We start from the raw sequence: 13,440 nt of genomic DNA on the forward strand, positions 1-13,440 counted from the left end.
GACATTATTGGCCGACTGCCCTCGATGCGATCGAATTGACGTAGTCCTCGTATTTGCCCACCTTGTAGGTGATGAGGTCCAGGCACTCCTGCAGCCGCACCATCTGCTCGCGGACCCGGTCCTGGTGCTCCTTGAGGATGTCGAGGCGCTGCAACTCGTTGCCGTCGCCCTGGCGGACCAGCTCGGTGTAGCGGCGGATCTCCGGGACGGGCATTCCGGACATCCGCAGCATGATGCACATGCGCAGCCAGTCCACGTCCTGCTGCGTGTACACCCGGCGACCGCCCGGTCCTCTGTGGACCTCGTGGGCGAGGATGCCCTCCTTCTCGTAGAACCGGAGCGCGTGCACGCTCAGCCCGGTGTGTTCGGCGACCTCGCCGATGCTCATCCCCATGCCCCGAGCATAGGTTCTTGACCTAGAGGCGGCTCTAGTTCGTACGTTCTCGCTCATGACGATGCGCTATCGCGTACTTGGGGGAACGGGCATCGAGGTCAGCCACCACTGCCTCGGCGCCATGATGTTCGGGAACGTGGCCAACGCCGACCACGGGGAGGGCGTGCGGATCATCCACCGCGCGCTGGACGCGGGGATCAACTTCGTCGACACCGCCGACATGTACTCGGCAGGGGAGTCCGAGGAGATCGTCGGCAAGGCGCTCGCCGGCCGCCGCGACGACGTGGTGCTGGCGACGAAGGTGCACTTCCCGCTGACCGACGGCCGCAACCGCAGCGGCAACTCACGGCGGTACATCATGCGCGCGGTCGAGGACAGCCTGCGCCGGCTCGGCACCGACTGGATCGACCTGTACCAGGTGCACCGGCCGGACTACTCGACCGACGTCGAGGAAACGCTGTCCGTGCTCACGGACCTGGTGCGGGACGGCAAGATCCGCGCGTTCGGGTGCTCGACGTTCCCGGCGGAGGAGATCGTCGAGGCCCACCACGTGGCGCTGAACCGCGGCTTCCTGCGGTTCCGCACCGAACAGCCGCCCTACTCGCTGCTGGCGCGCGGGGTCGAGCGCTCGGTGCTGCCCACGGCCCAGCGGCTCGGCATGGGCGTGCTGGTGTGGTCGCCGCTGGCCAGCGGGTTCCTGTCGGGCAAGCACCGCAGGGGCGCGGCGGCCGAGGCGTTCCGCGCGACGCTCACGCCGGACAGGTTCGACGAGTCGCTGCCGGGCAACGCCGCGAAGTTCGACGCCGTCGAGCAGTTCGCGAAGCTCGCCGACGAGATGGGCGTGACGCTGCCCGCGCTCGCGATCGCGTTCGTGACGACGCACCCCGCCGTGACCTCGGCGATCACCGGGCCGCGCACGATGGAGCAGCTGGAGTCGCTGCTGGAGGGCGCCGACCTGGTGCTGACCGACGACGTGCTGGACCGCGTCGACGAGATCGTGCCGCCCGGCACCGACACCTACGACGTGCACGGGTTCTGGAAGCCCGCGTCGCTGGTGGACGTCCACCAGCGACGCAGGCCCCTGGACCTCCGCTAGGCAGGTTGCCAGCTGTCATGCCTTCGCCCCCTGGCTCTGCTGGCGTCTGCAAGCACCACCAACTCAACATCCTTGGGAAGCAACGAGGGGTCGGGCAAGGCTTCTGGCCAGGGGCTCAGCTCACCACGCCTGGGTCGTGAGGCCCAGGCCGAGGTAGACCTGGTCGAACCCGTTGCCGTCGTTGTCGTCGGTGTAGACGACGCTGACGCGGCCCCACGGGTCGACGCCCACGGCCGGTTCGTCCTGCCTGCCGGTGGCGGTCGAGACCGTGAGCTGCCGCGGCGGCCGGCCCGTGGTGGTGCCGTCCGGGTTGTAGACCACCGTGTGCACGTCCTGCGCCTCGGCCGTGGTCACCGCGACGCCGCGCTGGTCGTCGACCCCGATCTGCGGGTCGGCGCCGGTGGTCTGCGCGGTCGTCCCTGTGGCCGCACCGGCCGCGGTGAACGACTGGGTCCGCACCCCGGCGCTCTCCCACGCGACCGCGAAGTCGCCGTTGAAGTTGGCCGCCACGGCGGGACGTTTTCCCGTTCCCGTCGTGGTCTGCGCCTGCTTCACGCCACCGGACGGGGTGAGGATCTTGCGGGCCACGGTCGCATCGGCCTCCCACACCACGACCGCGTTCGCGGCCGCACCCATGGCGACCTGCGGCTTGGCGTGCGTGCCACCGGCGTTGTTGACCTGGGCCTCGTAGGTCTTGCTGGTCAGGGACGCGAACCCGGCGATCCGGACGGTCGACGGGTTGGTGCCCTGCTCGTCCTCCCACGTCACGGCGAAGTGCGCGGTGTCCGGGTCCGCCGCCACGCTCGGGAAGTGCTGCTGGCCGTCGGCGCTGGCGTTGGCGGTGCCGGAACCGGAGACCGTCCCGGTGGCCGACACCTGGCGGACCGCGATGTTGTAGTAGCCGTTGCCGTCCGGGTCCTCCGACCACACGACGACAGCGCTGCCGTCCTCGTGCAGCGCGACGTCGGGCTGCCAGTGCCGCCAGTCGCCGGTGCCGCCGGTGCTGAGCTTCTTCTCGTAGACCGGCGTGCCCTCCCGGTAGAGCCGGATCCAGACGTCGGAGTGGACCGGGTCCTCGGGGGTGGCGGTGTCGCGGTCGTCCTCCCACACGACGGCCGTGTAGCCGTTGCGGGTGGCGGAGACGGCGGCGTTGTCCTGGTCACCGGTCGAGTCGCTGTTGACCGTGGACCACGTCATGGGGGCGGGGGCGAGGAGCAACGAGGCGATCAGCAATGTCTTCACGGCGCCTGCAATCCGGGGTTGTCCGCCTCGACCACGTAGCTCTGCACGGTCTTCACCGGGTAGTCGCGGACGGTGACCTTGTCGACGGCGCGGAAGTCGACCCGCATCTCGGTGCTCGTGGTGCGGGTCTTCACGTAGCCGCGCAGGTTCTTGAAGAACTTCACGTGCGGGTTGAGCGTCGGGTTGAGGCTGTTGTCGGCGGCGTTGCCGTCACCGCCGGAGGTGACGGACGTGGTCACCAGCTCGGTGCCGATGATCCGGTTCTGCGACTGGTAGGACTGCATGAGGTTCGCGGCCCAGCTGCGGTGCACGTCGCCGGTGAGCACGACGGTGCCCTTGTTGCCGTTGGTGTCCCACGCGTTCTGGATGCGCGTGCGGTTGGCGGTGTAGCCGTCCCAGGCGTCCATGCTCTTCGACCCGTCCGCAGCGGCCAGCCGTTGCGCGAAGAACACCTGCTGGCCCAGGAAGTCCCAGGTGCCGAGCTTCTGCCGCAGGCCGTCGACCAGCCACGACTCCTGAGCGGTGCCGGTGAGCGTGCGGGCCGTGGCGTCGGCGTCCGGGCAGACCTTCGTGCCGTCGCCGCACGCCTGGTCGTCGCGGTACTGGCGGGTGTCGAGCAGGTGGAACGTCGCCAGGCTGCCCCAGCGGACCCTGCGGTGCAGCAGCATGTTCTCCGCGCTCGGGGCCTGGGCGGAGCGCAGCGGCATGTGCTCGTAGTACGCCTTGTACGCCGCCGCCCGGCGGGCCTTGAAGTCACCGGCAGGGCTGGAGTCGTTGCGGACCAGGTTGGCGTAGTTGTTCTCGACCTCGTGGTCGTCCCACACGACCAGCCACGGCGCGGTCGCGTGCGCGGCCTGCAGGTCCGGGTCGGTCTTGTACTGCGCGTGCCGCACCCGGTAGTTCGCGAGCGTGCTGATCTCGCCGGCGGGTGCGAACTTGCGGACCTTCGTGGTGGTGGCCGCGCCCTCGTAGATGTAGTCGCCCAGGTGCAGGATCAGGTGCGGGTGCTCCTCGGCCATCCTGCGGTAGGCGGTGAAGTAGCCCTCCTCGTAGTGCGAGCAGGACGCGAAGAGCATGGACAGCTCGGGGGAGGTGCCGGCGGCCGGTGCGGTGACCGCGCGGCCGACGGGGGAGATGTGGCCGTCGGCGCGGAAGCGGTACCAGTACTCCCGGCCCGGTTCCAGGCCGGTCAGCGTGACGTGGACGGAGTGCGCACTCGCCGGCACCGCGGTGACCGTGCCGGTGCGGGCGATGCCCGTGAAGCGCTCGTCGGTGGCGACCTGCCACTCGACGGAGGTGGTGGTGTTCGGCATGCCGCCGAGACCGTCGGCGTTGAGGGGGGTGGGGGCGAGGCGGGTCCAGATCACGAACCCGTCGGCCGCCGGTTCACCGGACGCGACGCCCAGGGTGAAGGGGTAGCCGATCGCGTTGGCCAGCCGGGGCACGAACACACCCGCGCTCGCTCCGGCGAGACTTCCCACGATGAAGGTGCGTCTCCGTAACGTGGTCATGCCTCGCAGGCTTACCCGGCGCGAGTAAAGGACCGCCTAACGGCGGTGGTATGCGGTCTTAATGTGCTCTCCCACCACGAGAACGCGTCGCGGTGGTCGCGGTGCAGGTCGAGTCCGTCCGCCAGCGCCTCCGCCGAGCTCAGCGGCAGCCGTGTGTCCCGCACGGCCCGGTGGAGCAGCGCCACGTGGTCGCGTGACCAGGCGTCGAGGCGCAGGCCCGGTAATCGCTCCGCCTGGCAGCAGGGTTGCGCGCACACGACGATGTCGAACCACTCGTCGTGACCGGGGAACGCGACGGTGACGCCGAACCGGTCCGGGCACAGGGCGGTGACCGGGTCGTGGCGGGTCTCGTAGTGCAGCGGGTGCGGCAGCGCGGCGAGCCGGCGGGCGGCGTGGCGGTCCGGTCCGAGCACCGGCATCGGTTCCTGCCGCACGCCGTGGTCCAGGACGACGACGTGCCAGTCGCTGCGGGCCAGCCGAAGAGCGGTCGCGAGCCCGGCGGTCCCGGCTCCGACGACGAGTGCTGTGGCCATGACCTGCCCCTTCCCCCTAGGATTGAGGCTAGCGAACGTTCAGAAATTTCTGAAGACTGGGGCACTGTGACGGGCGAGACAGACCGCAGGCAGGTGGCCGAGCACCTGGCGCTGACGCTGGTCGGCGCCGGGATGCAGCGGATGGCCGCGCGCGTGCTCGCCGCGTTCTTGTTCACCGACGAGGACTCGCTGACCGCGGGCGACCTGAGCGAGGAGCTCGGCGCGAGCGCGGGGTCGGTGTCCGGCGCGGTCAAGATGGTCATGCAGATGGGGCTGATCGAACGCGTGCCGGTGCAGGGCAGCCGCCGTGAGCACTACCGGATGCGCGACCGGGCGTGGACGACGCTCTACGGCCGCCAGCACGCCCCGATCGACGACATCCTCGACGCCGTCGCACTGGGCGTGGAAGCGGTCGAGCCGGGGCCCGCCCGTGAGCGGCTGGTCTACATGCGGGACTTCTACGAGTTCCTGCTCAGCGAGGTGCCGGCGCTGGTGGAGCGGTTCGAGCAGCGCCGAAGCGAATCCCGTCCATGACGAGGTCGAGCATCCTGCGGGCCTGAGCCGGGTCGTCGTTCTGGGCGACGGCCACGAGCATCGCCATCACGTCCGCGGGCTCGTTGCGGGCACCCAGCGGTTCCAGCAGTTCCCGCAACGCGCCGACCATCTTCGCGCGGCTGTGCTCGAACGGGTTCACACCGCTCGCGATCACCGCCTGCAACGCGTCCTTGAGGTCGCGCTTCGTCGCGATGTAGGCGGTGAAGCGGTCCATCCACGCCCGCAGCGCCTCCTCGGCCGGCAGGCCGGCGAGCGGGGCCAGGTCGCAGAGCTTCTCCAGCTCCGCGCGGTAGACGGCCTCGATCAGCGCCTCGCGGGTGGGGAAGTGCCGGTACAGCGTGCCGATCCCGACGCCCGCCTTCTTGGCGACGGCGCCGAGCGTCACGTCCTTCCCGTGGGTGAACGCGTCGAGCGCCACCTCGAGCAGCAACGCCCGGTTGCGGGCGGCATCAGCACGCACTTCGAACACTCCCCGTGGGATCACTTGCTAACCGGAGGGGCCTCCGGTTAGTGTGGAACTCGAACCGGAGGAACCTCCGTTTCAGTGTACGACAGGTTGGGGAAAGCAGATGACGGAGCGCATCACCACCCCGTTCGGCTTCGAGACCACCGCTCTCGAGGTCGTCGAGGGCGTCGACCTGTCCAGCCGCCGCGCCGTGGTCACCGGTGGGGCGTCGGGCATCGGCGTCGAAACCGTGCGGGCACTGGCCGCCGCCGGCGCCGAGGTCACCATCGCGGCCCGCAACGTCGAGGTGGGCGGGCGCGTGGCCGCGTCGCTCGCCGAGTCGACGGGCAACAAGAACGTCCTCGTGGCGCCGCTGGACCTCGCGGACCAGGAGTCGGTCAAGGCGTTCGCGCGGTCCTGGGACGGGCCGCTGCACCTGCTGGTCAACAACGCCGGCGTCATGGCCACGCCGCTGACCCGCACGCCGGAGGGCTGGGAGATCCAGTTCGCCACCAACCACTTCGGCCACTTCACGCTGACGCTCGGGCTGTTCGACGCGCTGCGGGCCGAGGGCGCACGCGTCGTGAACGTCAGCTCAGCCGGTCACCTCTCGAGCCCGGTGGTGTTCGAGGACATCCACTTCGAGCGCCGCGAGTACGACCGCTGGCAGGCCTACGGCCAGTCCAAGACCGCCAACATCCTGTTCGGTGTCGAGGCCGGGAAGCGCTGGGGCGCCGAGGGGATCACGATGAACACGCTGATGCCGGGTGCGATCCTGACGAACCTGCAGCGGCACATCACGCCGGAGGAGCTGGAGGAACGGCGCCGGCTGCGCGGCGGCGACCGGCCGGTGCGGCTCAAGACGCCGGAGCAGGGCGCGGCCACCACGCTCGTGCTCGCCGTCTCGCCGCTGGTCGACGGGCGGTCGGGGCTCTACTTCGAAGACTGCAACCAGGCCTTGCCCGCCACCGGTTCGGCCGGGCTCGCCGCATACGCACACGACCCGGAGGCCGCCGCACAGCTGTGGAAGGTCTCCGAGGACACGCTCAACGTTGGGGAACAGTGATGAACACCAGGTTCGAGACCACCGCACTGGACGTCGTCGAGGGCGCTGACCTCTCCGGCCGCCGCGCGGTCGTGACCGTCGGGGCGTCGGGGATCGGTGTCGAGACCGTGCGCGCGCTGGCCGTCGCGGGCGCCGAGGTGACCATCGCGGCACGTGACCTCGATGCCGCGCAACGGGTGGCCGTGGAGCTGATGGTGGCCACCGGCAACAAGCGGATCTCAGCCGCACGGCTGGACCTCGCGTCCCAGCAGTCGGTGAAGGCGTTCGCGCGCGACTGGGACGGCCCGCTGCACCTGCTGGTCAACAACGCCGAGGTGCGGGCCACGCCGTTGACCCGCACCGCCGAGGGCTGGGAGCTGCAGTTCGCGACCAACCACCTCGGGCACTTCGCGCTCACGCTCGGGCTGTTCAACTCGTTGCGGGCCGACGGTGCGCGCGTGGTGAACGTCAGCTCGTCCGCGCACCTCAAGAGCGATGTCGTGTTCGACGACCTCCACTTCGAGCACCGCGAGTACGACCGCTGGCAGGCCTACGGCCAGTCCAAGACCGCGAACATCCTGTTCGCGATCGAGGCCGGCAAGCGGTGGGCCGCCGAGGGGATCACGACGACCGCGGTGCTGCCGGGCAGCTACCACGGCCTGGCCCCGTACGCGCAGGACGAGGAGTCAGCGGCACTGCTGTGGAAGGTCTCCGAGGAGACCCTGGGTGTCTACGACCTGCAGGCCGCCCTGCGCTAGGCGTACGCCGTGACGGCGGTCCGGACCAGCGAGCTGATCAGCGGGTTCGGGTCGCCGTCCTGCCACGCCACGACGACCCGGCTCGGTGCCATGTCGGTGAGCGGCACGACGGCGAGCTCGGCCGGTGGGGTGTGTCCCAACGGGGTCATGCCGACGGTTCCGTTCCACAGCACGGCTTGGAGGCACTCCTGGACCGCGCGCACGACCGGGCCCTCGCGGGGCTCGCCGCCGTGCCAGTAGTCCTGCCAGGCCGGGTCGGTGCCCTCGGGGAACCGGAACCAGCGGCGGTCCGCGAGGTCGGCGAGCCGCAGTTCTCCGTGCTGTGCCAGGGGATCGTCCGCGCGCAGCACGACGCCGACCGGGTCGCCGCGCAGCTCGTGGGTGCTCAGCCCGGTCAGGTCGAACGGCGCCCTGGTCAGCGCCACGTCCACGAGCCCGGCCCGCAGGCCGCAGGTCGGGTCGGTGAGGTCGGTCTCGCGGACCAGCACCTCGACGTCCGGGTGCTCGCGCCGGAACGCGGCCGCCAGCCGGGTCGCGCCCTGGTCGGAGCTGTCGGCGAGCACGCCGATCGTGAGGGTGGCCGCGCCCGCGACCCGGTCGCGCAGGCGGTCCGCCCGGTCCAGCAGGTCGCGCGCCTCGCGCAGGAGCAGGCGACCGGCCGGGGTGAGCGCGACGCCCGCGGGGGAGCGGTGCAGCAGCACGGCGCCCAGGTCGTGCTCCAGCTGCTTGATCGCCCGGCTCAGCGGCGGCTGGCTCAGGTGCAGTCTCGCGGCGGCGCGGCCGAAGTGGAGCTCCTCGGCGACGGCGACGAAGTACCGCAGGGTGCGCAGCTCCACGATCAGCGACGATACCGGCCCGGTATCGGGTGTGCGGAGCCGGTCTTGGACAGCGCGCGGTCCCGCGGGTGAGCTGGTGGTCATGGAGCTCATAGACCCGGTCGTCCGGGTGGAGGGCGCGGTCGAGATCGCCCGCGACCTGCTGGTGGTGCCCGGCGAACGCGTGCCGCTCGTGCCGAACATCGGTGTGATCGGCGGTTCCGCGGCGGTGCTCGTCGTGGACACCGGCTTGGGCGTGGAGAACGCCTCCGCCGTGCTGGCGTTCGCCCAGGAGGTGGCGCGCGGTCGTCGGATCTACCTGACCACGACGCACTTCCACCCGGAGCACGCGTTCGGCGCGCAGGTGTTCGCGGGGGAGGCCACGTACCTGGTGAACCGCGCGCAGGCCGCGGATCTGGACCGCAAGGGCGCCGGTTATCTGCAGATGTTCCGCGGGCTGAGCGACGTGGTCGCGCGCCGGCTGGAAGGCGTCGAGGTGCCGGTGCCGGACGTGGTGCACGACTCGTACGACCTGGACCTCGGTGGCCGGGTGGTGCGGCTGCGGGCCACGGGGCGCGGTCACACGCTGGGCGACCAGGTGGTCGAGGTGCCCGACGCCGGCGTCCTGTTCACCGGCGACCTCGCCGAGACCGGGCAGTTCGCGATCTTCCCGTGGTTCCCGCCGCACGACACCGACGTGTCCGGCCTGGGCTGGATCGACGTGCTGGACCGGCTGAGCGCGCTGCGGCCGTCCGTCGTGGTGCCCGGCCACGGCGACCTCGGCGGGCAGGAGGTGCTTGCGGACGTGCGGTCCTACTTGGCCGAACTGCGCGACGAGACGTGGCGGCGCCGTGGTTCCGAGCTGGTCGCGGAGGAGGTGCGGGAGCTGATGATCGCGCGGCACCCCGAGTGGGAGGGCCGCGAGTGGATCGAACCGGGCGTCGCGTGCCTGTGCGCCGAACATGCCGCCTAGAGGTCTGGACCATTTCGTGCTTGAATGACAGCGGGTCGCCGCCTGAACGCGAAAGGTGAGCGAATGTCCGCACGTTCGGTGTTGACAGCCCTGCTTCTGCTCATGACCGCCGTCCTGGTCCCGTCGACCGCTGCCCAGGCGGCCGACACGTGCGCCCTCAAACCCCGGCCGGCCGGAAAAGTGCTGCACGGCTACTGGGAGAACTGGGACGGTGCCTCGAACGGCGTGCACCCGCCGTTCGGCTGGACCCCGATCAACGACAGCCGGATCGCCCAGCACGGCTACAACGTGATCAACGCGGCCTTCCCGGTGATCCGCTCCGACGGCACGGTGCTGTGGGAGGACGGGATGGACGCGACGGTGAAGGTCGCGACGCCGGCCGAGATGTGCGCGGCGAAGGCCGCGGGCGCCACGATCCTGCTCTCGATCGGCGGCGCGACGGCCGGCATCGACCTGAGCTCGTCCGCCGTCGCGGACCGGTTCATCGCGACCGTCGTGCCGATCCTGAAGAAGTACAACTTCGACGGCATCGACATCGACGTCGAGACCGGTCTGGTGGGCAGCGGCAGCATCACCCAGCTGTCGCCGTCGCAGACCAACCTGATCCGGATCATCGACGGGGTGCTCGCGGCGATGCCCGCCGGGTTCGGCCTGACGATGGCGCCGGAGACGGCGTACGTGACCGGCGGCAGCGTCGTCTACGGCTCGATCTGGGGCGCGTACCTGCCGATCATCAAGAAGTACGCCGACAACGGCCGCCTGTGGTGGCTGAACATGCAGTACTACAACGGTTCGATGTACGGCTGCTCCGGTGACAGCTACTCCGCCGGCACCGTGCAGGGGTTCGTGGCGCAGACCCAGTGCCTCAACAAGGGGCTGGTCATCCAGGGCACCACGATCCGGGTGCCCTACGACAAGCAGGTCCCCGGCCTGCCCGCACAGCCCGGTGCCGGTGGCGGGTACATGTCGCCCTCGCTGGTGGGGCAGGCGTGGAACAGCTTCGGTGGCCAGCTCAAGGGCCTGATGACCTGGTCGATCAACTGGGACGGCTCGAAGGGCTGGACGTTCGGCGACAACGTGAAGCGCCTGCAGGGCCGGTAGCGCACCGCTGCTCGGGCCGGAGGCCTGCACCTCCGGCCCGAGCGGCGGTCACGACCGCGGGAGCACGCGCGACTCGTAGGGCTTCGGCTGGTACCGCGGGTCGAAGAAGCAGCCGGAGCCGTACGTCTCGTCGTTGCGGGGGCACCTGGCCGCGACGGAGAACGGGTTCGGCCGCAGCCCGGTCCGCTCCCAGCGCTCCAGCGACTGCACCGCCGAGGCGTACTCGGAGTCGCTGAGCGCGCTGTGCTCGGACTCGGTGGTGAACGTCTGCACGAGGTTCCACCACCGCCCGGCCTTGAGCACCTGCTGCTTGTAGGCCGACTCGTGCTCGACGAACGCCGTGGGATCGCCGATCGCGTGCAGCGAGAGCACCGGGATGTCGATCTTGCCGGTGAGGTCGCTGTCGTAGGCCAGTTCCGCGCGTGCCTGCGGGTCCGGCGAGAACCGCTCGACCCCGGCGTTGAGCGCGGCGTCGTCGTGCGAGCCCTGGTACCGCACGCCCGCGTTGCTCCACGGGTTCCGGCCGCCCAGCCGGTTGTGGACGATGTCGCGGAACGTGAACGTCGCGAAGTTCAGGTGCGAGTTCAAGGTGGACTCGGGGATCTTCGTGACGGCCAGGACGTCATTGAGCTTCTGCTGCTGTTCAGCCGTGCGGTTGCCCGCGGTGCCCAGGCACTCCTCGATCCGGCTCCGCAGCCCGGCCGTGGTCATCGTGGAGTCCTTGCGCAGCCCCATCCACAACGGGTACTGCTCCTCGGTGGGGCGCGGGTGGTTGCCGCAGTAGTACTGGTAGACCACCCGCAGGTCGACCCGGTAGTCGTAGCCCTTCGACCCGCCGGCCATGACCCCGCTGGTGAGCAATGCCGCGTCGTAGCCCTTGTACAGCTCGATGGTCTTGGCCGCGACGTTGCCGCCCCACGACTGCCCGTGCAGGTACACCTTGCGCGGCTTCAGCGTCGAGCTGACCATCCTGCGCAGGTTGTCCGTGTCCTCGGCGGCCATCCGCGTGCCGTACCCGCCCCGCCGGTAGGACGTGCCGGCCCACGCGTAGCCCTCCTTCACCATGACGGCCCAGCGGTTCAGGTCGTCACGGGTGCGCTCGGGCGTGGGCTCGCCGAGGTCCGGACCGCCGTGCGAGTGCACGACCAGCGTCTTGTTCCAGTGCTTCGGCACGGCAACGGTGTAGTAGGCGCCGTTCGCGTCCCGGCCCTCGTAACAGCGGGTGTCGGCCGGGACGTTCGCCGGGCACGGCGCCGTGGGCGGCAGGTGCACGGGCGTCGTGACGCTCGCGGCGGTGAGAGCGAAAGCCAGCAGGACGTTCATGGCTGGGAATCGTGTGCCCACCGCCGGCTGTGGTCCAGTTCACCCGCACAAACTTGGGACTTCCCTGACGTTGCGGTCCGGCTACGCGCCGAGCTCCTCCCGGACGACCGCGACGAACCGGTCCACATCGGACTCGGTCGTGTCCCACGCCGTCATCCACCGCACCTCCCCGCGCGCCCGGTCCCAGTCGTAGAACCGCACCCGCTTGCGGATCCGGTCGGCGACCTCGACCGGCAACGTCACGAACAGCGCGTTCGCCGCCGTCTCCTGCGTGAACACGAGCCCGGGAACCTCCTCCAGCGCCGCCCGCAGCCGTGCCGCCATCGCGTTCGCGTGCGCCGCCGACCGCACCCCGAGGTCGCCGTCGAACAGCGCGAGCAGCTGCGCGGACGCGAACCGCATCTTGCTCGGCAGCTGCATCATCAGCTTGCGCAGGTACCGCAGCCCGGTCGCCCGGCCGGGGTCGAGCACGACCACCGCCTCCGCGCCCAGCAACCCCGCCTTCGTGCCACCGAGGCTGATGACGTCCACGCCCGCGTCGGTGGTGAACTCGCGGAACGGCACCCCGAGCGCGGCGGCCGCGTTCCACAGCCGCGCGCCGTCCACGTGCACGGCCATGTCCCGCTCGTGCGCGTAGTCGCAGATCGCCCGCAGCTCATCGGGTGTGTAGAGGGTGCCCATCTCGGTGGTCTGCGAGACGCTCACGGCCAGCGGCTGCGCCCGGTGCTCGTTGCCCCAGCCCCACGCCTCCGCGGCGATCAGCTCCGGCGTGAGCTTGCCGTCCGGCGTGGGCACGGTCAGCACCTTGAGCCCGGTCATCCGCTCCGGCGCACCGCCCTCGTCGACGTTGATGTGCGCGGTGGCCGCCGAGATGACCGCGCCCCACCGGGGCAGGACGCTGGTGAGCGCCATGACGTTCGCACCGGTGCCGTTGAAGACCGGGAACGCCTCCGCGCGCTCCCCGAACCGCTCCCGCACGACCTCCTGCAACCGCGCCGTGTAGACGTCCTCGCCGTACGACACCTGGTGCCCGCCGTTCGCCGCGGCGATGGCGGCGAGCGCCTCCGGCAGCACCCCGGCGTAGTTGTCGCTGGCGAAGGCACGCCAGCCGGTGTCGTGCAACGGCTCGATCGTCATGCCCGCACGGTAGCTGCTCCGATTTCTGTCGCCGGCTCGGTCCAGGTCCTGGATGGACACACCGGGCAGGGGAGCCCGCGTGACCGGTTCGCGGCGCTGTACGCCTTCGAGAGCGGCTTCGACTGCTCGTTCACCCGCTTCCGCGCGGTCCGCGCACCTCATCGGGCTGACCGAGCTCACCGCCCTGCTGATGTTCGCCGCGGCCGGCGAGTTCCTGTCCGGTCTCGCTGAGGCCACGGTGCTGTTCCGGGCGGAGACGGGCGCGAACCTGTGGCCGGCCGACGCGGACGGCTGGCTGTCTGTGCTGTCCGTCGGCGGCGACGGCGCGCGCTTCGTCGCTGCACGCGACCTGACCGCGGTGGTGGAGGGCCTGCGCCCGGCCGAGAGCTGGTCGAACGGCTGGGGGAGGAGGCGGAGGAGTGGGACTGGGACTCCGGTGCGGACTTCGTGACGGAGGTGCCGCGGAACCCGGCGTTCACGGATCTCGCGGTGCTGGCGGCTGCCTTGGACTG

At 70.6% G+C, this 13,440-nt stretch carries 15 protein-coding genes; 7 read left to right on the forward strand and 8 right to left on the reverse strand.

What is annotated here, in order from left to right:
• Window positions 1-4: 4 nt before the first annotated feature.
• Window positions 5-394, reverse strand: coding sequence for a MerR family transcriptional regulator (locus ACVDFE_RS21865; RefSeq protein ID WP_458431647.1), 390 nt, complete (start codon window positions 392-394; stop codon window positions 5-7).
• 61 nt (window positions 395-455) lie between these two features.
• On the opposite strand from ACVDFE_RS21865, the gene ACVDFE_RS21870 reads away from it, so the two are divergent.
• Window positions 456-1,490 carry an aldo/keto reductase gene (locus tag ACVDFE_RS21870; RefSeq protein WP_458434375.1) on the forward strand — a complete coding sequence of 345 codons (1,035 nt, stop codon included), beginning with the start codon at window positions 456-458 and terminating at the stop codon, window positions 1,488-1,490.
• Between the two features lie 120 nt (window positions 1,491-1,610).
• On the opposite strand, the gene ACVDFE_RS21875 is transcribed toward ACVDFE_RS21870, so the two are convergent.
• From ACVDFE_RS21875 to ACVDFE_RS21885, 3 genes are read right to left on the reverse strand one after another with little or no spacing between them, the layout of a single operon-like run.
• A complete protein-coding gene (locus ACVDFE_RS21875; protein ID WP_458431648.1) occupies window positions 1,611-2,732 on the reverse strand; it encodes a hypothetical protein in 1,122 nt (373 codons plus the stop codon).
• Window positions 2,729-4,243, reverse strand: a complete 1,515-nt coding sequence (locus tag ACVDFE_RS21880; RefSeq protein WP_360401200.1) for an alkaline phosphatase D family protein — start codon at window positions 4,241-4,243, stop codon at window positions 2,729-2,731. Before ACVDFE_RS21880 ends, ACVDFE_RS21875 begins: the two co-directional genes overlap by 4 nt.
• Window positions 4,244-4,254: 11 nt before the next feature.
• The gene (locus ACVDFE_RS21885; protein ID WP_360401203.1) at window positions 4,255-4,776 is read right to left on the reverse strand and encodes an FAD-dependent oxidoreductase; all 522 of its coding nucleotides are present in this window, start codon (window positions 4,774-4,776) and stop codon (window positions 4,255-4,257) included.
• A 66-nt stretch (window positions 4,777-4,842) separates the two neighbouring features.
• Between ACVDFE_RS21885 and ACVDFE_RS21890 the strand changes: the two genes are divergently transcribed.
• On the forward strand, window positions 4,843-5,310 hold the full coding sequence (locus ACVDFE_RS21890) for a GbsR/MarR family transcriptional regulator (protein WP_458431649.1): 468 nt from the start codon (window positions 4,843-4,845) through the stop codon (window positions 5,308-5,310).
• On the opposite strand, the gene ACVDFE_RS21895 is transcribed toward ACVDFE_RS21890, so the two are convergent.
• Window positions 5,249-5,791, reverse strand: coding sequence for a TetR/AcrR family transcriptional regulator (locus ACVDFE_RS21895; protein WP_458431650.1), 543 nt, complete (start codon window positions 5,789-5,791; stop codon window positions 5,249-5,251). The two genes, ACVDFE_RS21890 and ACVDFE_RS21895, sit on opposite strands and share 62 nt — an antisense overlap.
• Window positions 5,792-5,900: 109 nt before the next feature.
• On the opposite strand from ACVDFE_RS21895, the gene ACVDFE_RS21900 reads away from it, so the two are divergent.
• Together ACVDFE_RS21900 and ACVDFE_RS21905 are read left to right on the forward strand one after the other, a co-directional pair.
• Window positions 5,901-6,842: an SDR family NAD(P)-dependent oxidoreductase gene (locus ACVDFE_RS21900; RefSeq protein ID WP_458431651.1), complete on the forward strand. Its 942-nt coding sequence runs from the start codon at window positions 5,901-5,903 to the stop codon at window positions 6,840-6,842.
• Window positions 6,842-7,579 (forward strand): SDR family NAD(P)-dependent oxidoreductase, encoded by a 738-nt coding sequence (locus tag ACVDFE_RS21905; RefSeq protein ID WP_458431652.1) that lies wholly within the window; start codon window positions 6,842-6,844, stop codon window positions 7,577-7,579. The genes ACVDFE_RS21900 and ACVDFE_RS21905 overlap by 1 nt, the downstream gene beginning before the upstream one ends.
• On the opposite strand, the gene ACVDFE_RS21910 is transcribed toward ACVDFE_RS21905, so the two are convergent.
• Window positions 7,576-8,415, reverse strand: coding sequence for a LysR substrate-binding domain-containing protein (locus ACVDFE_RS21910; RefSeq protein ID WP_458431653.1), 840 nt, complete (start codon window positions 8,413-8,415; stop codon window positions 7,576-7,578). The genes ACVDFE_RS21905 and ACVDFE_RS21910 overlap by 4 nt on opposite strands.
• An 82-nt stretch (window positions 8,416-8,497) precedes the next feature.
• Here ACVDFE_RS21910 and ACVDFE_RS21915 point away from each other — a divergent pair, with 82 nt between their 5' ends.
• Window positions 8,498-9,367: an MBL fold metallo-hydrolase gene (locus ACVDFE_RS21915; RefSeq protein WP_458431654.1), complete on the forward strand. Its 870-nt coding sequence runs from the start codon at window positions 8,498-8,500 to the stop codon at window positions 9,365-9,367.
• 102 nt (window positions 9,368-9,469) lie between these two features.
• Complete coding sequence (locus ACVDFE_RS21920) at window positions 9,470-10,468, forward strand: chitinase (RefSeq protein WP_458434376.1); 999 nt, start codon at window positions 9,470-9,472, stop codon at window positions 10,466-10,468.
• A gap of 48 nt (window positions 10,469-10,516) precedes the next feature.
• Here ACVDFE_RS21920 and ACVDFE_RS21925 read toward each other — a convergent pair whose 3' ends face one another.
• Together ACVDFE_RS21925 and ACVDFE_RS21930 are read right to left on the reverse strand one after the other, a co-directional pair.
• Entirely contained in the window at window positions 10,517-11,791 is a 1,275-nt protein-coding gene (locus tag ACVDFE_RS21925) for a hypothetical protein (protein ID WP_458431655.1), read from the reverse strand.
• An 81-nt stretch (window positions 11,792-11,872) separates the two neighbouring features.
• On the reverse strand, window positions 11,873-12,928 hold the full coding sequence (locus tag ACVDFE_RS21930; protein WP_458431656.1) for a threonine aldolase family protein: 1,056 nt from the start codon (window positions 12,926-12,928) through the stop codon (window positions 11,873-11,875).
• Between the two features lie 79 nt (window positions 12,929-13,007).
• Here ACVDFE_RS21930 and ACVDFE_RS21935 point away from each other — a divergent pair, with 79 nt between their 5' ends.
• Window positions 13,008-13,379, forward strand: a complete 372-nt coding sequence (locus ACVDFE_RS21935) for a hypothetical protein (protein ID WP_458431657.1) — start codon at window positions 13,008-13,010, stop codon at window positions 13,377-13,379.
• The last annotated feature ends 61 nt before the right edge of the window (window positions 13,380-13,440 follow it).

Source organism: Lentzea chajnantorensis, from assembly GCF_054300775.1.